The 18,579-nt window shown below is 45.6% G+C and carries 16 protein-coding genes and 1 riboswitch; of the genes, 8 read left to right on the top strand and 8 right to left on the bottom strand.

Going from position 1 to position 18,579, the window contains the following annotated elements; translation table 11 throughout:
- Positions 1-438: 438 nt before the first annotated feature.
- A complete protein-coding gene (locus AB6E52_RS10785; protein ID WP_009848140.1) occupies positions 439-873 on the top strand; it encodes an Hsp20 family protein in 435 nt (144 codons plus the stop codon).
- 106 nt (positions 874-979) lie between these two features.
- On the opposite strand, the gene AB6E52_RS10780 is transcribed toward AB6E52_RS10785, so the two are convergent.
- The 4 genes from AB6E52_RS10780 to glyQ form a co-directional block, all read right to left on the bottom strand.
- Positions 980-2,230, bottom strand: a complete 1,251-nt coding sequence (locus AB6E52_RS10780) for a valine--pyruvate transaminase (RefSeq protein WP_102321086.1) — start codon at positions 2,228-2,230, stop codon at positions 980-982.
- 253 nt (positions 2,231-2,483) lie between these two features.
- Positions 2,484-4,571, bottom strand: coding sequence for an alpha-amylase (locus AB6E52_RS10775; RefSeq protein ID WP_102321087.1), 2,088 nt, complete (start codon positions 4,569-4,571; stop codon positions 2,484-2,486).
- A gap of 202 nt (positions 4,572-4,773) precedes the next feature.
- Positions 4,774-6,840 (bottom strand): glycine--tRNA ligase subunit beta, encoded by a 2,067-nt coding sequence (gene glyS, locus AB6E52_RS10770; protein ID WP_102321088.1) that lies wholly within the window; start codon positions 6,838-6,840, stop codon positions 4,774-4,776.
- Positions 6,841-6,842: 2 nt separating this feature from the next.
- On the bottom strand, positions 6,843-7,760 hold the full coding sequence (gene glyQ, locus AB6E52_RS10765; protein ID WP_017058815.1) for a glycine--tRNA ligase subunit alpha: 918 nt from the start codon (positions 7,758-7,760) through the stop codon (positions 6,843-6,845).
- A 210-nt stretch (positions 7,761-7,970) separates the two neighbouring features.
- Positions 7,971-8,087, top strand: a riboswitch (yybP-ykoY riboswitch).
- Between the two features lie 93 nt (positions 8,088-8,180).
- Between glyQ and AB6E52_RS10760 the strand changes: the two genes are divergently transcribed.
- Both AB6E52_RS10760 and AB6E52_RS10755 read left to right on the top strand, forming a co-directional pair.
- Complete coding sequence (locus AB6E52_RS10760) at positions 8,181-8,738, top strand: TMEM165/GDT1 family protein (RefSeq protein WP_004739245.1); 558 nt, start codon at positions 8,181-8,183, stop codon at positions 8,736-8,738.
- A gap of 147 nt (positions 8,739-8,885) precedes the next feature.
- On the top strand, positions 8,886-9,140 hold the full coding sequence (locus tag AB6E52_RS10755) for a hypothetical protein (RefSeq protein ID WP_017058818.1): 255 nt from the start codon (positions 8,886-8,888) through the stop codon (positions 9,138-9,140).
- Positions 9,141-9,223: 83 nt separating this feature from the next.
- Here the strand turns inward: AB6E52_RS10755 and tusA are convergent, their stop codons facing one another.
- Positions 9,224-9,475, bottom strand: a complete 252-nt coding sequence (tusA, locus tag AB6E52_RS10750; RefSeq protein ID WP_004736675.1) for a sulfurtransferase TusA — start codon at positions 9,473-9,475, stop codon at positions 9,224-9,226.
- Between the two features lie 149 nt (positions 9,476-9,624).
- Between tusA and AB6E52_RS10745 the strand changes: the two genes are divergently transcribed.
- Positions 9,625-9,810, top strand: a complete 186-nt coding sequence (locus AB6E52_RS10745) for a hypothetical protein (RefSeq protein WP_004736674.1) — start codon at positions 9,625-9,627, stop codon at positions 9,808-9,810.
- Positions 9,811-9,966: 156 nt separating this feature from the next.
- Positions 9,967-10,908, top strand: a complete 942-nt coding sequence (locus tag AB6E52_RS10740) for a LysR family transcriptional regulator (RefSeq protein WP_102321090.1) — start codon at positions 9,967-9,969, stop codon at positions 10,906-10,908.
- 135 nt (positions 10,909-11,043) lie between these two features.
- Here the strand turns inward: AB6E52_RS10740 and AB6E52_RS10735 are convergent, their stop codons facing one another.
- From AB6E52_RS10735 to fadB, 3 genes are all read right to left on the bottom strand, one after another.
- Complete coding sequence (locus AB6E52_RS10735) at positions 11,044-12,024, bottom strand: MDR family oxidoreductase (protein WP_017058820.1); 981 nt, start codon at positions 12,022-12,024, stop codon at positions 11,044-11,046.
- Between the two features lie 242 nt (positions 12,025-12,266).
- Entirely contained in the window at positions 12,267-13,430 is a 1,164-nt protein-coding gene (gene fadA, locus AB6E52_RS10730; protein WP_017058821.1) for an acetyl-CoA C-acyltransferase FadA, read from the bottom strand.
- A 26-nt stretch (positions 13,431-13,456) separates the two neighbouring features.
- Complete coding sequence (gene fadB / locus AB6E52_RS10725; RefSeq protein WP_102321091.1) at positions 13,457-15,628, bottom strand: fatty acid oxidation complex subunit alpha FadB; 2,172 nt, start codon at positions 15,626-15,628, stop codon at positions 13,457-13,459.
- Between the two features lie 227 nt (positions 15,629-15,855).
- On the opposite strand from fadB, the gene AB6E52_RS10720 reads away from it, so the two are divergent.
- The 3 genes from AB6E52_RS10720 to hemG are packed head-to-tail and all read left to right on the top strand — an operon-like array spanning position 15,856 to position 18,509.
- Complete coding sequence (locus tag AB6E52_RS10720) at positions 15,856-16,479, top strand: YigZ family protein (RefSeq protein ID WP_004736669.1); 624 nt, start codon at positions 15,856-15,858, stop codon at positions 16,477-16,479.
- A 34-nt stretch (positions 16,480-16,513) separates the two neighbouring features.
- Positions 16,514-17,971 (top strand): TrkH family potassium uptake protein, encoded by a 1,458-nt coding sequence (locus AB6E52_RS10715; protein ID WP_008223210.1) that lies wholly within the window; start codon positions 16,514-16,516, stop codon positions 17,969-17,971.
- A gap of 10 nt (positions 17,972-17,981) precedes the next feature.
- Entirely contained in the window at positions 17,982-18,509 is a 528-nt protein-coding gene (gene hemG / locus AB6E52_RS10710) for a menaquinone-dependent protoporphyrinogen IX dehydrogenase (RefSeq protein ID WP_017058824.1), read from the top strand.
- Positions 18,510-18,579: the final 70 nt, after the last annotated feature.

Genomic DNA, 18,579 nt, shown 5'->3' with positions numbered 1-18,579 from the left:
CCGCGCCTCTTCCTTGAACTAAAGCCAAATAGCTTCGTCTCAAAAAACTAAAAACATAAAAAAGCACTATCCTTTGGATGGTGCTTTTTTATGTTTGTAAGATATTGAAAAATATTGAGTTGCAAAAATAATTGAAAATAACCCCTTGAAACTATTTTGCTCAATCCATATATCTATTTGTGAAGAGGATGACTGTCTTGCTCTACAAGAGAAGAAACAGAACCTTCATTACCGCTAACGAAGTATCGCTTAATAGAGGATAACTTTGGCAGCACACAACTTAAAAATTGATTCATTGCCATGTCCCAGCGTTGTCGCCAATAGAGGTGAAACCCGAGGAATGCGAATTGAATCTCTTAGCTGTTTACTGGGTCACACACAGGTTAGATCCAAGTAAAATTCGCAGCTAAGACTATTGCTTACTAAAAGGATAGCATTATGAGAACTGTAGATTTCACTCCACTTTACCGCAACGCAATCGGCTTCGATCGTCTATTCAATATGATGGAAGCGAATACATCGAAGAACTCTTCTGGCGGTTACCCTCCATACAACATCGAGCAAAAAGACGAGAACAACTACCGTATTACTATGGCAGTCGCTGGTTTTGCTGATGACCAATTAGATCTGACTCAGAAAGAGAACATGCTAATTGTGAAAGGTGAGCGTAAAGCAGAAGCAGAGAAAACCTTCGTATACCAAGGTATCGCAGAGCGCGATTTCGAGCGTAAATTCCAACTGGCTGACTACGTAAAAGTGGTAGGTGCAAGCATGGAAAATGGTCTTCTTCACATCGACCTCGAACGCGAAATCCCAGAAGCGATGCAACCACGTAAGATTGCTATCAATGGTAATAGTTTACTAGAAGGCTAATTACTGTTAGCTCCTTAGAGCTAAAAAATATCGGGAAGTAAAAGTGAAAGAGCACCTAATGAGGTGCTCTTTTTGTATTTGACCTGCGGTAAGCTAAAAGCTCTTATTACTGCTCTGAGCGAGCCTTTTTCACTTCTTCAGCAATGATAGCAATGCCTTTCTGCATCGCCTCATCATCTTGTACGTAGTTCATGCGTAAGCACTGGTGAGCATGATCCCACTCGTCTTCTTGGCCGATAAAGAAGTATTCACCCGGAACAATCAATACGCCGCGAGCTTTAAGGCGGTCGTACAGTTCCATTGTGGTGATCGGCAGCTCATCAAACCATAGCCATAAGAAGATAGCGCCTTCAGGCTTGTGAATACGGAAGCGAGGGTCGTCGATAGCGTCTTGTAACAGTTCAACTGCACGTAGAGATTTATCTTTATAGAAAGGTTTGATCACCTCGCTGCTTAAGCGCAGTAAATCGCCTTTTTCAATCATGTGATTGGCAATTGCAGGGCCGACGCTGTTTGGCGCTAAGCTGATGATGCCATTCATGTTGGTCAATGCTTGTGTTACTTCTTCACTCGCAATCACGATACCGCAACGCACACCTGGCAAACCAAGCTTAGAAAGGCTCATGCACAGAATCGTATTTTCATTCCAGAACGGTTCGACATCTTCAAAGATGATATTTGGAAACGGCAGGCCGTAAGCATTGTCGATCAGCAGTGGGATGTTGTTTTCACGCGCCAGTTTATCCAATTTACGTACTTCTTCGTCGGTCAGTACGTTACCCGTTGGGTTGGTTGGACGAGATGCACAGATAGCCGCTACTGAGTCATCAACCTTTAGTTGTTCAAAATCGACGTGATATTTGAACTGACGGTTTTCTAGCAGCTCGATCTCTGGGTGGTAAGAGATAAAGATATCGTCATCAATACCCGCGTCGCCGTAGCCGATGTATTCCGGTGCGATCGGCAGTAGGATTTTCTTGTGCGAACCGTCAGGCTGTTGGCCTGCTAGCAGGTTGAATAGGTAGAAGAAGCCACTTTGACTGCCATTAGTCAGGCTGATGTTCTTCTCGCTGATGTCCCAACCATAGGTCTCTTTCAGCATTGCCGCTAACGATTTGATGAAGCTGTCTTTACCCTGCGGACCATCGTAGTTGGCGAGGGCGGCGATGAGTTCTCCACTGGCGAGCATGTCGGCACTGGCTTGGTTAAAGTAATCGAGCATGGCAGGGATAGCGGCTGGGTTGCCACCACCGAGCATGATAGCGCCAGGAGTGCGCAGGCCATCATTCAAATCATCCATTAAACGAGTGATTCCAGAGTATCGATTAAACTTTTCGCCAAACTTAGAGAACTGCATTACTAATTTTACCTAATTCATTGTGATTGCTTGTTACGTGTCATTAAGGCAGACCTTATGTCTGCCATCAGTGTATTCCTTGAACATACCGCAATGTTTTTGCGACGCATAGCGCCAAATGCTCTAACACGTAAAAAACTTCTATAAAGTTTGGTTAATGAGTAACAGCTTGCTTATTGAACGCACCTTTAACAATAAAAAAGGAGAAGCCTAAGCTTCCCCTTTAGTTTCTGGTGTTTATGTTAATGAAGGTTTACTTCGCTCCGGTATAAACGATTAATACCTTGTCATCTTGGTATTGGCGTTCGAACGCATAGTAGCCCTTGATGTTACGGATGATGTGCTTACCTTGGGCTACTGCTGGGTGGCGTTGGCGGAATTGGCCAAGCGCTTGCCAGTGTTCTAGCAGCTCTGCACGTTCGCCAGTGATTTGATCCCAAGGCATGTCTGAGCGTGTGCCTTGCATTGGATCAGAACCCGTTGGGCCGAAATCACGAGCGATTTCATCGCCGTAATAGATCTGTACCGCACCGGGAGCCAGCATCAACGCGTTTGCAGCTTTGGTTTGTTTTGCAAAGTCACTGCCATGTTGTGTCCAGAATAGCGAGGTGTCGTGAGACGAAAGGTAACTCAGTACGTTGAACTCGCTGTCGTTGTTGATCTTCTCTGCGTATCGAAGGTAATCAGCATCAAGATCGGATAGGCACTTGAGCGCCTTTGGTGCGATATCACTCTGGAATTCAAAGTTGATGATCGAATCAAATCCGTTAGCGAAGTAATCTGATTTGACCACGCTGTGTGCCCATACTTCGCCAGTCATCCAGAAGGGTAAGTCATCCAAGGCCTTGTCTGGGTTGTTCTGTTTCCACTCGGCAAGTGCCTGGTTGGTGCTCTCTTTCAGTTCTGCCCATGCTTCGAGTTCAACGTGTTTAGCGGTATCGACCCTGAAACCATCGACACCATATTCGCGCACCCAATCCGATAACCAAGTGATTAAATGGTTACGAGGTGTTTTGAGTTCATCGGTCGCGCTGGTGGACTTATTGCGATAGAAATTAGGCAGCCCGATTGTCTCTGTCGACTCTGTTTTGAAATCGGGCAGATGCGCCAAAGACATGGTGAGGTTATTGTAGCCCGGAGAGTCATAGGCGCCGATATCGCTGCGTAGCCAAGCTTTGCCCCACCACTTTTCCCACGCTTCTTTGTCGCTGTAAGAGATGTAGTTGTTGAAGTAGTGCCAGTTCTGACCTTTGGCAGGTTGCCAATCTGTCCAGTTTTCGCCAAGTGTTTGTTTGGCTTCTTCGTCAGTTAGGTTGAGCTTACCAAAATCAAACTCTTGCATGTCGGCAAGCGTCGCATAGCCGGTGTGGTTCATTACCACATCCCAAACAACACGAATGCCTTTGCTATGCGCGGTATCGATGAAGGTTTTTAGCTCGTCTTCGGTGCCCATGTTGTCATCGAGCTTGGTCCAATCTTGATGGTAGTAGCCGTGGTAGCCGTAGTGTTTGAAGTCACCTCGATCACCGCCGCCAACCCAGCCGTGGATTTGCTCTAACGGAGACGTTATCCAGATAGCATTAGCACCGAGTGATTCTATGTAATCGAGTTTTTCGGTTAAGCCTGCCAAGTCACCACCGTGGAAGGTGCCGATTTCGTCTTGTCCATCTTGGCTGCGACCGTAACTGTTGTCGTTATCAGGATTACCATTGTGGAAACGGTCAGTCATTACGAAGTAAACCGTGGCGTTATCCCAACTAAAGTCAGCTTTGGTTTCTGGTTCTACTTTCTCAAGCAGCAGAACACCTTGGCTATTTTCTGCTGGCTGCATGGTGACGCTGCCATTCGTTACTGTGACTTGTTTGCCTGAAAGAGCGTCTCTAACCACGGTGCCATCATCAAAGGTTTGAGCAACGTCGATGATGGTTGGTTCGTCACTAGGAACCGGACAAGCAAAGCTTTGTACTTGTTGTTGCTTCGGCTTTATCTGAACGGTCAGTTCATTGGTTTGTGGGTTGAGCATAAACTGATAGGTGTTAGCGCGAAAGATCTTGATATCTAATTCAGACTTCTCGGCGCAGTCGTCTAGGCGAAGGGGTTTATTGAATTTGATGCGGTTTTCTTCAGCCAGCGCATAGTTGGTGCCACAGGTATTTTGAGTATCGCTGATAGAGAAGGTATAGCTACCTTTCGCGAGTTCCTGTTCTGCAATCACGGTGCCTTTACCGGATGATTCGAATACGACAGTGTCGTTATCAATTGTCAGTAATAGGTTGTTGTCACTGGTTTGGCTGCATGCGCTGAGAGCGAGTATTGAAAGCGCGAGTACTGTTTTTTTCATTGTTCCCTTCCCCTGAATAAACAGGTCAGTTATAGCAAACAATGCCCTCTACAGTCTGAGTGCTGTTTCATTCAGTTAATCAATAAGACCTCTACAAACAAATGCTTGGTTCACAAAAACAAAAAGGGAAGCTTTCGCTTCCCTTTGGGTGTTTACCGTTAATTACTCAGAGTATGACTTAGAGTAATTGTCTCACTTGTGCTTATTTTTGCAGTAGAGAGATGTCAGCAATCTGTAGGAACAGGTTACGTAGGTTGTTCAGTAGCGTTAGACGGTTCTTCTTAAGCGCTTCGTCATCAGCCATAACCATTACGTTATCGAAGAATGCATCAACTGGTTCACGTAGATCAGCAAGCTTGCTTAGGGCTTCTTGGTAGTTACCTGTTGCGAATGCTGGTTCTAGTGCTTCCGTCATTACTTCAACGTTTTCAGCCAGTGCTTTCTCTGCGTCTTCTTGAAGAAGCGTTAGGTCGAGTTCAGCTGGTAGCTCGCCATCGAATTTCGCAAGGATATTACCTACACGCTTGTTCGCTGCTGCTAGTGCTTCTGCTGCTTCCAGTTCACGGAAGTGAGAAACAGCTTTAACACGTTGGTCAAAGTCAGCAGGCTTAGTTGGACGACGTGCTAGTACCGCTTGGATGATATCAACGCTGAAACCAGCATCTTGGTACCATGCGCGGAAACGACCTAGCATGAAGTCGATAACGTCAGCTTCTACGTTTTTGTTAGTCAGCTTGTCGCCTAGTAGCTCTTTCGCTTTGCCGATCAGATCGGTTAGGTCTAGGTTGTAGCCGTTTTCAACGATGATACGTAGCACACCTAGAGACGCACGACGAAGTGCAAATGGGTCAGAACCTTTTGGTGCTTGGCCAATACCGAAGATACCTACGATAGTGTCTAGCTTGTCTGCCATTGCTACTGCTGAAGAGATACCAGTGCTTGGTAGATCGTCACCCGCGAAACGAGGCATGTATTGCTCGTAAAGTGCCAGTGCAACTTGCTCGTCTTCACCGTCGTGAGTCGCGTAGTGCATGCCCATCACACCTTGAGTATCCGTAAATTCGAATACCATAGAGGTCATTAGGTCACACTTAGCCAGTAGGCCAGCACGTTTAGACTTTTCAACGTCAGCATCGATTTGCTCAGCAATGTAGCCTGCAAGCTCTGTGATGCGGTCTGTTTTGTCTTTGATAGTACCCAATTGCTTCTGGAAGATAGCCTGGTCTAGTTCAGCAAGACGGTCGATAAGCGGGCGCTTACGGTCTGTGTTGAAGAAGAATTCAGCATCAGCAAGACGTGGGCGTACCACTTTCTCGTTACCTTCGATAACGTGACGAGGCTCTTTAGACTCGATGTTCGATACGAAGATGAAGTTCGGTAGTAGCTTCTTGTTGTCATCGTAAACAGGGAAGTACTTTTGGTCACCCTTCATGGTGTAAACCAAAGCTTCAGAAGGGACTTTTAGGAACTCTTCTTCAAACTTCGCTGTCAGTACTACTGGCCATTCAACCAGAGACGTTACTTCTTCAACAAGGTCATCTTCTAGGTCAGCTGTACCGCCAACCGCAGCTGCCGCTTTTTTCGAATCAGCAAGGATGATCGCTTTACGCGCTTCGTAATCTGCCATTACTTTACCGCGCTCTTCTAGGATCGCAGGGTATTGGTCAGCAGAGTCGATTGTGAACTCTTGTTCGCCCATGAAACGGTGGCCACGGATAGTACGAGCAGATGCTACGCCTAGGATTTCGCCTTCAACAAGCTCATCACCTAGTAGTACTGTCAGTGTTTTTACTGGACGGATAAATTGAATGTCTGAGTTACCCCAGCGCATTGCTTTAGGAATTGGTAGGCCAGCCAGTGCTTTCGCAGCAATGTCCATCACCAATTCTTGAACTGGTTTGCCAGCTACTTCTTGTTTGAAAAGAAGCCACTCGCCTTTGTCTGTTTTCAGACGGTCAGCTTGCTCAACAGTAATACCGTTACCACGAGCCCAACCTTGTGCCGCTTTGGTCGCGTTGCCTTCAGCATCGAATGCCACAGAAACAGCAGGGCCACGTTTCTCAACCACTTTGTCTGCTTGGCCTTCAGCCAGTGCAGTTACTTTAAGTGCTAGACGACGAGGTGCTGCGTACCACTTGATGCCTTCGTGAGAAAGCTCAGCCGTTTTAAGACCTGCTTCAAAGTTAGAAGCAAACGCTTCTGCTAGAGAACGAAGTGCTGTTGGTGGAAGCTCTTCCGTACCCAGTTCAATTAGAAAATTCTTCGCCATGATTATTTACCTTCCTTCTTACACATTGGGAAGCCAAGCGCTTCACGTGACGCGTAGTACGCTTCAGCAACTGATTTAGTCAGGTTGCGGATACGAAGGATGTAACGTTGACGCTCTGTTACAGAGATAGCTTTGCGCGCATCAAGGATGTTGAATGCGTGACCTGCTTTTAGAATGCGCTCGTAAGCTGGAAGCGGCAGTGGCTTCTCAAGCTCAAGTAGCTCTTTACACTCTTTCTCGCACTGGTCGAAGAAAGTGAATAGGAAATCTACGTCTGCGTGCTCGAAGTTGTACGTCGATTGCTCAACTTCGTTTTGGTGGAAGATGTCACCGTAAGTCACGTTAGAACCGTCTGGTGCTACGTTCCATACTAGGTCGTAAACAGAATCTACTTCCTGGATGTACATTGCTAGACGCTCGATACCGTAAGTGATCTCGCCAGTTACTGGCTTACACTCAAGGCCGCCAACCTGTTGGAAGTAAGTAAACTGAGTTACTTCCATGCCGTTTAGCCATACTTCCCAACCAAGGCCCCATGCGCCTAGTGTTGGGTTTTCCCAGTTATCTTCAACGAAGCGAATGTCGTGAACAAGTGGGTCAACACCAAGAACCTCTAGGGAGCCTAGGTACAACTCTTGGATATTGTCTGGCGATGGTTTTAGCGCTACTTGGAATTGGTAGTAGTGCTGCAGACGGTTCGGGTTTTCACCGTAACGGCCATCGGTCGGACGACGAGAAGGTTGAACGTAAGCTGTAGACATTGGCTCTGGGCCAAGTGCTCGTAGACATGTCATTGGGTGAGAGGTGCCTGCACCTACTTCCATATCTAGAGGTTGAACAATGGTACAACCGTTTTGAGCCCAGTAATCCTGCAGCGCGAGGATCATTCCCTGGAAGGTTTTGATATCGTATTTTTGCATAGTCAGGTTCGCGCGATTCTTTTAAATGAATGAGAAAAATAACCTCTGAGTATACCGAGATATTCGTAAAGCGAGTAGGGGTAATCTTGTTTAATTAGTGGTCTAAAATGTCGTTTAGTGGATTTTTTTGCCTTTAATGTTTGTTTTTCGGCACAAGTGGATATTTTGATAACTTTGACACTTGTGTTTGAAAGCATGGGCTATTAAAATCTCGCGGTCTTTGGGGAGTAGCTTACTTATTCATATCCTATTGAATGAGTTCGTTCGTCAACATAATTGATGCAAAATCATCATGGCGTTCGAGGCAACCACCACCTTGGTGGTGCTTAGCAAGACCATAGACAAGCATCGTGAACCGGGATGGGGCGCGAGGTTTGTCTTTGGTTAAATATAATAATCCCCATCCCAAATGAGCATGTCGTGAGCGTTTTAGCAATTTCAATTACAACTGTCGCCTTAGCCGAGATCGGTGATAAGACTCAGTTGCTATCTCTTTTATTAGCCAGTCGATATCGCAAGCCGATACCTATCATCGCAGCTATCTTCTTTGCCACCATTGCCAATCATGCCCTTGCAGCATGGCTCGGGGTCGTGGTTGCTGATTATCTTTCACCTGAAGTATTAAAGTGGGTGCTGGTGGTCAGTTTCATTGCGATGGCTGGCTGGATTTTGATTCCCGATAAGTTAGATGACGATGAACAGATCTCAAACCGAGGACCGTTTGTCGCCAGTTTTATCGCTTTCTTTATTGCTGAGATCGGCGATAAAACCCAAATTGCGACCTCTATCCTAGGGGCTCAATATGCGGATGCATTAGCGTGGGTGATTCTGGGTACAACCATTGGTATGTTGCTGGCAAATGTGCCTGTGGTGATCATCGGTAAGCTGTCTGCTGATAAGATGCCTCTTGATCTGATTCGTAAGATCACAGCCTTGCTATTCGTGGGTTTAGCTATCGCTGCTGCGTTTTACTCGTAAGTGTTTTGAGTCTTATTATACTCAATCAGTAGAGTAATGTGTTGTAGGTCATACTCTTACAGTATTGTGGGGTTTATCGAGCGAATGGACATATAACTGTCATACTTGTCATGATATTTTAATCTTGTGAGTTAAGAACACGAGGGCATGATTATGTTGACGCGTTATATGGGTATTACTCCACAAAGCCAAAGTTATCTATTTACTTTTGGTCTTGCACTTACACTGTTAGGCATGGTGTTGACGGACATGTGGCTGCCAATGGTCGCGGGTGCCATCATCATGACTGCACTTGCGGTAGAGGCTTGGATTCGGGTCGCGCATATTATTCCGATGCGCAAAGATATCCGAGAAATTCAGCATCAGCTGGAGCATCTGCAAAACAAATCTAGAAGCGAATAAACAAAAAGCCGCTCGTACTCTGAGTTCTGTTTAAGAACATAAGGTACGAGCGGCTTTTTTGATACTTGATAGTCGGTGGGGCGTTACGCCTCCAATCCCTTTCTGATCAAATACTGGTAAGGCAACGTTTCTGTTGCTTGGCCTACCAACTGGTGATCCATGAATCGACAAAAGCTCGGAATATCTCGAGTTGTCGAAGGATCGTCAGCTTTTACCAGTAACACATCGCCATCCTGCATGTTTCTAATTGTCTTCCTGACCATCATTACTGGTTCCGGGCAACGCAGGCCTTCAGCTTCTAAAGTATGGGTTGCCAGTTCAGGTTTGAATGTCATGGTTTGTATCTCTATATCTATCTAACGAGTGAATAATACGTCTGCAGAAAAAATATGCAATAAGTGCTTGGCAAACAGAATCATTTCCTATAACTTAGTTAACAAGTTGATAACAACTTGAAGCAAAGGCAACTAGCTAAGGAGTGGCGATGTTGACAGGATTAGATAGATTAACAATTTATTCGGTTCTCTGTTTTATTTCTTTTTGTGCGTTAGTACTACGCTCATCGACAGAGACCTCACTGATGCCTATTTTTGGCATAGTAGCAACGATTATTGGTATTTGGGTAGAGATGCGCCGTTGGCAAGGCATAGCCGAAGAGCAAGAGCACTAACCCGAATACAGCAAGCGAATTCCGATACGACAACATTCCGACACTATCCCCAAATTTTCTTGGGCTTCCCCGCGTAATTGCGGGATTTTTTTTATCTAAAGCATGCTATAAACAACTTAGTGACTAATGGCAATCGTATACAGCTAGGTAAGTGGCGTGGAATTAGAAGACATCTATCGTAGAGACCTTAATTTATTGGTCGCTTTAAAGGTATTGATTGAAGAGGGCAGCGTAAGCCAGGCCGCGCTTCGTCTTAACTTAAGCCAATCCGCAACCAGTCGAGTATTAGGGCGTTTAAGAGAATTACTAAACGATCCGTTGTTTACACGTCAAGGTCAGCACCTTATTCCTACCAAGAAAGCACTCGAGATCAGTCAGCGTATTGATCAGCCTTTGGAGTCTTTTCGCCAATTGCTGAGTCCGAGTGACTTTGACCCTTACTATTGCAGCGAACGTTTTCTGATCGCTACCACCGATTATGCGATGCAAACCATCTTGCCTTATGCGTTGCCTAAGATTTATGAACAAGCACCCAATATCTCTTTGGAGTTTGCTCCGTTGCAGCATGAGCATTTGTTTAAACAGCTCAGCACCGAACGCGTTGATATGGCGATCTGTCGTCCGAGTGGCAGCATTGCACCACTTCATCAAGAAGTCTTGGGGCCGGTTGGTGTGTCGTGTCTGTTATCTAAAAACCATCCATTAGCCGATCAACCTTTAAGCCTTGCAGACTATGTTTCACTCCCACATGCGATGATTGCGATCAGTGATGGTGTTAAGGCTTTATTGGACAACGCTTTAGCTAATCAACAACCCAGAAGAATGGTACTGCGTGCTTATCACCTTGAAGCGGCATTGGCGATTGTCGATAGAATGCCGTTGGTGATTACTGTGCCTGCTGATTTGGCTTATTTGGTAGCAGAGCGTTATGACTTGGTTGTTAAGCCATTACCATTTGAATTTATGCCGTTTGATTACTCACTGATCTGGCACTCGCGTTGCGATTCTTCTGCTTCACAACAATGGTTAAGAAGAGTGGTAAAAGAAGAGTGTGGTGAGTTGATTCAAAAACGGATTGCGGATGTCGGTTTGGGTTAACCGGATCTGAGTCTGAGTTCACTTGACCCGAATGACAAAAACGCAAAAGGGCTGATAAAAATCAGCCCTTTGTTGTTTTGGGTTATCCAAGCCTAAAGCTGTTGCTTAAGGTTTGATAACTTTATGTTTGAGAGCCTATAGTTTAATGACTACGCGACCAGTGATTTGACCGTTAGTGATGTCTTCTGCTGCTTGAATTGCACCGTCTAAAGACACTTCTTTGGTTGCTTGAGCGTAGAAAGATTCTGGTAGTAGCTCAGCCAGTTGTTCCCACGCTTTAATACGTTTTTCACGAGGGCACATTACAGAATCAACACCTTGTAGGCGAACGTTACGCAGAATGAATGGCATTACCGTGGTTGGTAAGTCAAAACCGCCTGCTAGACCACACATCGCAACCGCACCGTTGTAATCAATTTGCGCCAATACTTTCGCAAGCACTTTGCTGCCTACCGTATCGATAGCGCCAGCCCACAGTTGTTTTTCTAGTGGCTTAGCTGGTTCTTCTAGTTCAGCACGCTCTACAATACGTGTCGCGCCTAGTGATTTAAGTAGTTCACCGTTTACAGAAGCACGGCCAGTCACTGCTGCCACTTTGTAGCCCAGTTGGTTTAGTAGAGTGATAGATACGCTACCTACACCGCCACTTGCGCCGGTAACTAGGATTTCACCGTCTTCAGGCTTGATGCCAGCATCGACAATAGCTTGAACACAAAGCATTGCTGTGAAGCCTGCTGTACCAATCGCCATTACTTTCTTAGCGTCTAGACCTTTAGGCATCGGCACTAACCAGTCACCGTTTAGGCTTGCTTTCTCAGCCATGCCGCCCCAGTGACCTTCACCAACACCCCAACCAGTTAGAACCACTTCGTCGCCTGCTTTGTAGCGAGGGTCATCAGATTGTGAAACCACACCAGAAAGGTCGATACCAGGAACCATAGGGAAGTTGCGAACAATGCGCCCTTTACCTGTAATCGCCAAACCATCTTTGTAGTTCAAAGAAGAGTAGCTAACATCAATCTTCACGTTACCTTCTGGTAATTGAGATTCTTCAATTTGAGAAACTGACGCGATAGTTTTTTTGTCTTCTTGGTTTAGTACAAGTGCTTTAAACATGATCTGCTCCGTGGAGGAATATTAGGAAACTGAAGTAACTTTAGTTGAATCATCCGAGAAAAAATAATGAAACATCAACATTGAATATATGCGTTTTGTGCATAGATGTCAGGGTTGGTTTTTCTCTCGTTGAGTTCGCTGAACACAATCGATGCATTGTTGGATGCCAAGCAATAAAAAGTGCAGCTATATAAATATAGCTGCACAAAAGATTACCCTTCAAATATTACAGTCAGTAAACGCTATGGGCGTTCAAATACCGTTGCAATACCTTGGCCTAAACCAATACACATAGTCGCCAAGCCGTATTTCACGTCTTGTGCTTCCATCAGGTTGATTAGCGTCGTCGAGATACGAGAACCAGAACAGCCTAGTGGGTGACCCAGAGCAATCGCACCGCCGTTAAGGTTTACTTTCTCGTCAACAACATCCAGTAGACCTAAGTCTTTAGCACAAGGTAGAGATTGAGCAGCAAACGCTTCGTTTAACTCAATCACACCCATGTCTTCAATGGTTAGTCCTGCACGTTTAAGTGCTTTTTGGGTTGCTGGTACTGGGCCGTAACCCATGATTGAAGGATCGCAGCCAGCGATAGCCATAGACTTCACGCGAGCGCGAATCTTAAGGCCAAGTGCGTTAGCTTTCTCTTCGCTCATGATAAGCATTGCAGAAGCACCATCAGACAGAGCTGATGAAGTACCTGCTGTTACTGTGCCGTTTGCTGGGTCAAATACCGGACGCAGCTGGGATAAGCCTTCAACTGTTGTCTCTGGGCGAATGACTTCGTCGTAATCCAGAGTGAACAGAGAACCGTCTGCAGCGTGAGCTTCGGTTGGCAGGATTTCATTTTTGAAACGACCTTCAACCGTAGCTGCTTGAGCGCGAGCATGTGAGCGTGCTGCGAATGCATCTTGGTCTTCACGGCTAATACCGTGCATTTTGCCTAACATCTCAGCGGTTAGCCCCATCATGCCGGCCGCTTTTGCTACGTGTTTTGACATGCCTGGGTGAAAATCAACACCATGGTTCATTGGTACGTGGCCCATGTGCTCCACACCACCAATCAGGCAGATTTCAGCATCACCAACCATGATAGAGCGAGTTGCATCATGCAAAGCTTGCATAGATGAACCACATAAACGGTTGACTGTTACAGCACCAATCTCAATCGGTAGACCAGCAAGCAAGGCAGCGTTACGTGCAACGTTGAAGCCTTGCTCTAGTGTTTGTTGTACACAACCCCAGTAAATATCTTCAATTTCGACAGGGTTTACTTCTGGGTTGCGCTCTAAAATGCCTTTCATCAAATGTGCAGACAGATCTTCAGCACGAGTGTGACGGAAAGCTCCACCTTTGGAACGTCCCATTGGGGTGCGAAGGCAATCAACAACAACTACATTTTTCATTTTGCTATTCCTTTTCCAAATGTGGGTTACAGAGAACTGGCTTGTTGGCTGTCGTAAAAGCTTTCGCCCTTCGCTGCCATATCAAGCAATAGCTGAGGAACTTGGTACATTGCACCTAAGTCTTGGTAGCCTTTCGCCATTTCAACGAAGTTACCAATGCCCACACTGTCTAAGTAGCGGAATACGCCGCCTCTAAATGGAGGGAAGCCTAAACCGTAAACCAGTGCCATATCCGCTTCTTGCGGTGTCGCGATAATGCCTTCTTCTAGACAAAGCACCACTTCGTTGATCATTGGAATCATCACGCGCTGGATAATTGTTTGGTCATCAAAATCTTGTGGTGCTTGACATACGTCAGCCAAGATAGGAAGAATGTCTTCAGAGAAGGTCTTCTTCGGACGACCACGCTTGTCTACGCTGTATGTGTAGAAACCGCTACCGTTTTTCTGACCGTATTTTTCAGCAACGTAAAGTGCATCAATCGCATCACGACCTTCTTTGCCCATACGCTCTGGGAAACCTTGCGCCATCACAGCTTGTGCGTGGTGTGCAGTGTCTAGGCCTACAACGTCTAGTAAGTAAGCCGGGCCCATTGGCCAACCGAACTTGCGCTCCATCACTTTATCGATCTTAGTGAAATCAGCACCGTCGCGTAGCAACATGCTGAAACCGCCAAAGTAAGGGAAAAGTACACGGTTAACGAAGAAGCCTGGGCAGTCGTTAACAACGATTGGGGATTTACCCATCTTCGCTGCGTAAGCAACCACGCGATTGATGGTCTCTTCTGAAGTTTGTTCACCACGGATGATCTCAACCAAAGGCATGCGATGCACAGGGTTAAAGAAGTGCATGCCACAGAAGTTTTCTGGGCGCTTCAGTGATTTCGCTAGCAGGTTGATCGGAATTGTAGAGGTGTTTGATGTTAGAACCGTGTCTTCACCAACCAAACCTTCCACTTCGCTCAGTACTGCTGCTTTTACTTTCGGGTTTTCTACTACTGCTTCAACAATCACATCCGACTGTTCTACACCCGCGTAATGCAGGCTTGGAGTAATAGAAGACAGAATACCTGCCATCTTGAATCCATCTAGGCGACCGCGTGATAAGCGTTTATTCAACAGCTTAGAAGCTTCGTTCATACCAAGATCAAGAGACGCTTGTGCGATGTCTTTCATCATCACTGGCACGCCTTTCAATGCTGACTGGTAAGCAATACCGCCGCCCATGATGCCAGCGCCAAGTACTGCTGCGCGTTCAGTTGTTTTATTCGCAGACTTACCAGCTTGTTTTGCTAAGCCTTTAATGTATTGATCATTCAAGAATAAACCGACAAGTGCTTTTGCTTCTTCAGATTTTGCTAGCTTAACGAAGTGTTTGCGTTCGATGTCTAACGCCGCATCGCGATCACTGCGCGCTGCTTCTTCAATTGCAATCACAGAAGTAATCGGAGCTGGGTAGTGAGGACCTGCTTTTTGAGCAACTAAGCCTTTCGCCATGGTAAAGCTCATCATCGCTTCGAGTTTGCTTAGTGAAAGCGCTGATGTTTTTTGTTTGCGACGTAGCTGCCAATCAAGTTTCTCATTGGCTGCCAAAGAAACAGTGTTGATCGCTGATTCTAGTAGTTGGTCTGTTTCAACAATCGCATCTAACAAGCCAACTTTAAGCGCTTCATCTGCACGGCATGCTTTGCCTTGAGTGATAATTTCCATCGCGCTGTCAGCACCGATAACACGAGGTAGGCGCACACAACCACCAAAACCAGGCATGATGCCAAGTTTGGTTTCTGGTAGACCTATGCTGGTGGTCTTGTCACCGATACGGAAATCGGTAGCGAGTACACATTCACAGCCGCCGCCAAGGGCATGGCCACGCATCATTGAAAGAGTTGGGACAGGAAGGTCTTCGAGCTTGCTGAAGATTGAATTAGCGAATCTTAACCATTCATCAAGTTCTGCTTCTGGCTTAGCAAATAGGCCAAGAAATTCAGTGATGTCTGCGCCCACAATGAACGCGTCTTTGTTTGAAGTTAAGATTAAACCACGTAATCCTGCGTGAGCATTAAGAGCATCTAACGCTTTATCTAGTGATTCTAAAGTTGCAAGGTCGAGTTTGTTTACAGATGCCGGTGCACAGAAGCTTAATTCCGCAATACCATCTTGTAATTCCTTTACCTGTAGGGTGTTAGCTTGGTAAATCATTGTCTATCTCCATGACATACAATCCACGATTGTTTGAGAGAATCTTGTTATCTTTCTATTATTGTAGAGCACCTGGTAAGACCAGTTATTCTAGTCTGTACCTCTGCTTGATTAATTTCAATACATTTTTTAAACAATTGTTTAACATTGTGCGACAGCACAGATCCTCTAACCCTTATTATTCACGCGTGATACACTTCGCCGCTCTTAATAATTAAGTTAACGATATGAATGAACAGCCCTATTTAATACCGTCAGCGTCGGCTTTATTTGAAGAAGAGATAAAAAAGAGCGTTTTTATTACTCATCTTGCTCATACTCCAAGTGTAGAAGCTGCTAAGCAGTTCGTTGAACAGGTAAAAAAAGAGCATTCTTCAGCGCGACATAACTGTTGGGGCTTTGCTGCAGGGCGACCTGAAGACTCGATGAAGTGGGGCTTTAGTGATGATGGCGAACCCTCGGGTACTGCTGGAAAGCCTATCTTGGCGCAACTGTCTGGTTCAGGTGTTGGCGAGTTAACGGCTGTAGTCACTCGCTATTCAGGCGGAATCAAGCTCGGTACTGGTGGTTTAGTTAAGGCTTATGGTGGTGGAGTACAACAAGCTCTCAAGCTGCTTCAAACTATCGAGAAAAAAATAACCACAAAATTACGGCTAGAGTTAGACTATGGCTTTGTGCCGATTGCACAATCCATCATGGCTCAGCATCAGGCTGTTGAAGTCCAAGCGGATTATGGTGTTCAAGTTGAGCTTATTATTGAAATAGAGCTCCTTCAGGTAGATTCGTTTACCCAAACCATGATCAATAAAAGCGGTGCTAAGGCACTGGTAACGAAAGTCAAAGACAACTAGGAAGTGTGAAGCATTTCGCTTCGTTCAATAGCTCATGCAATTTCGCTCAATTATTCGAATCGTCGGATTATTATTAGCACTTTTTAGTGTATCAATGCTCGCACCTGCGCTCGTCGCTCTGATCTATCGAGATGGTGCGGGTGTGCCATTTGTGACGACCTTTTTTGTTCTCTTATTCTGTGGAGCAACCTGCTGGTTTCCAAACCGACGTTATAAGCATGAATTGAAAGCGCGTGATGGCTTCTTGATTGTTGTTTTATTCTGGACGGTAATCGGTAGTGCTGGTGCGCTGCCATTTTTGATCGCCGATAACCCCAATGTGTCGGTAACCGATGCTTTCTTCGAATCCTTCTCTGCATTAACAACCACGGGCGCGACCGTTATTGTCGGCCTCGATGATCTGCCTAAGGCGATTCTGTTTTACCGCCAGTTCCTGCAATGGTTTGGTGGTATGGGTATCATCGTATTGGCGGTAGCCATCCTTCCTGTTCTCGGCATCGGTGGTATGCAGCTATATCGTGCAGAAATCCCGGGCCCTGTAAAAGACAGTAAGATGACTCCGCGTATTGCTGAAACGGCAAAAGCGCTTTGGTACATCTACCTGAGCTTAACCATTGCTTGTGCAGTGGCGTTTTGGCTTGCTGGGATGAGCTTCTTTGATGCCATCAGTCATAGCTTCTCTACTATTGCGATTGGTGGCTTCTCGACTCACGATGCGAGCATGGGGTATTTCAATAGCCCTGCGATCAACATGATTACCGTCGTGTTCCTGCTTATATCAGCATGTAACTATTCGCTTCACTTTGCTGCATTTGCTTCAGGTGGTGTGCATCCTAAGTATTATTGGAAAGATCCTGAGTTCCGCGCCTTTATCTTTATTCAGGCAGTACTGTTCTTGGTTTGTTTCTTATTACTGCTCAATCATCACTCTTATGATTCGTACTACGATGCTTTCGACCAAGCCTTGTTCCAAACCGTGTCTATCTCTACGACCGCGGGTTTTACAACGACGGGTTTCTCAGAGTGGCCATTGTTCTTACCCGTACTGCTTTTGTTCTCTTCTTTTATAGGGGGATGTGCAGGTTCTACGGGTGGTGGTATGAAAGTGATTCGAATCTTACTACTTACTCTGCAAGGTGCTCGTGAAATGAAGCGTCTTGTTCACCCACGGGCTGTCTATACCATCAAGGTTGGCGGTTCTGCACTACCACAACGTGTTGTAGATGCGGTCTGGGGCTTCTTCTCTGCATACGCATTAGTGTTTGTGGTTTGTATGCTGGCTCTTATTGCAACTGGTATGGACGAGTTGAGTGCTTTCTCTGCGGTAGCGGCGACATTAAATAACCTTGGCCCGGGCCTTGGTGAAGTCGCGGTGCACTTTGGCGATGTGAACGACAAAGCAAAATGGGTACTTATCGTATCTATGCTGTTTGGCCGATTAGAAATCTTCACCTTATTAATCTTATTGACCCCTACGTTTTGGCGTAGCTAAGGACAACATTGTGGCAAAAGTTCTATTTTTGTATTCAAGCCGTGAAGGGCAGACCAAGAAAATCTTGAACTATATAAAAGAAGAAATGAGTGAGTTCGAATGTGAGCTTCAAGATCTGCACACTATTGGCAAGGTGGACTTTGCTCAGTACGACAGAGTGTTGATTGGCGCATCGATTCGTTATGGCCACCTTAATAAGAAGCTATATCAATTTATTGATGCCAACCTTACTCAGTTGCAATCAAGCAAGGTTGCGTTCTTCTGTGTTAACTTAACGGCGCGTAAAGAAGACCAAGGCAAAGATACACCAGAAGGCAGTGCGTATATTAAGAAGTTCCTTACCAAGTCTCCATGGCAGCCGACTTTAATCGGTGTATTTGCAGGTGCCCTCTATTACCCACGTTATAACTGGTTCGATAGAACCATGATCCGCTTTATTATGAATATGACAGGTGGTGAAACGGATACAACGAAGGAAGTTGAGTACACAAACTGGGAAAAAGTCTCTTTGTTCACTGAAAAACTGAAGAATATGTAAGATAAAAGCCTACTTTTGAGGCGTTTTGAGTTCTTTTTAATCGAACGAATAAAAAAACGAAAAAAACTTA

Source organism: Vibrio sp. 10N.247.311.13 (assembly GCF_041467595.1).
GTDB lineage: Bacteria > Pseudomonadota > Gammaproteobacteria > Enterobacterales > Vibrionaceae > Vibrio > Vibrio crassostreae_C.
Note: the sequence above shows the minus strand (reverse complement) of the source record. Positions and strands in the feature narration are given on the sequence as shown.

What these genes read in the sequence shown, in the direction of transcription:
- AB6E52_RS10785 (WP_009848140.1), top strand. Translation starts at nt 439, where the DNA reads ATGAGAACTGTAGATTTCACTCCACTTTACCGCAACGCAATCGGCTTC.
- AB6E52_RS10780 (WP_102321086.1), bottom strand. Translation starts at nt 2,230, where the DNA reads ATGCAGTTCTCTAAGTTTGGCGAAAAGTTTAATCGATACTCTGGAATC.
- AB6E52_RS10775 (WP_102321087.1), bottom strand. Translation starts at nt 4,571, where the DNA reads ATGAAAAAAACAGTACTCGCGCTTTCAATACTCGCTCTCAGCGCATGC.
- glyS (WP_102321088.1), bottom strand. Translation starts at nt 6,840, where the DNA reads ATGGCGAAGAATTTTCTAATTGAACTGGGTACGGAAGAGCTTCCACCA.
- glyQ (WP_017058815.1), bottom strand. Translation starts at nt 7,760, where the DNA reads ATGCAAAAATACGATATCAAAACCTTCCAGGGAATGATCCTCGCGCTG.
- AB6E52_RS10755 (WP_017058818.1), top strand. Translation starts at nt 8,886, where the DNA reads ATGATTATGTTGACGCGTTATATGGGTATTACTCCACAAAGCCAAAGT.
- tusA (WP_004736675.1), bottom strand. Translation starts at nt 9,475, where the DNA reads ATGACATTCAAACCTGAACTGGCAACCCATACTTTAGAAGCTGAAGGC.
- AB6E52_RS10745 (WP_004736674.1), top strand. Translation starts at nt 9,625, where the DNA reads ATGTTGACAGGATTAGATAGATTAACAATTTATTCGGTTCTCTGTTTT.
- AB6E52_RS10735 (WP_017058820.1), bottom strand. Translation starts at nt 12,024, where the DNA reads ATGTTTAAAGCACTTGTACTAAACCAAGAAGACAAAAAAACTATCGCG.
- fadA (WP_017058821.1), bottom strand. Translation starts at nt 13,430, where the DNA reads ATGAAAAATGTAGTTGTTGTTGATTGCCTTCGCACCCCAATGGGACGT.
- fadB (WP_102321091.1), bottom strand. Translation starts at nt 15,628, where the DNA reads ATGATTTACCAAGCTAACACCCTACAGGTAAAGGAATTACAAGATGGT.
- AB6E52_RS10720 (WP_004736669.1), top strand. Translation starts at nt 15,856, where the DNA reads ATGAATGAACAGCCCTATTTAATACCGTCAGCGTCGGCTTTATTTGAA.
- AB6E52_RS10715 (WP_008223210.1), top strand. Translation starts at nt 16,514, where the DNA reads ATGCAATTTCGCTCAATTATTCGAATCGTCGGATTATTATTAGCACTT.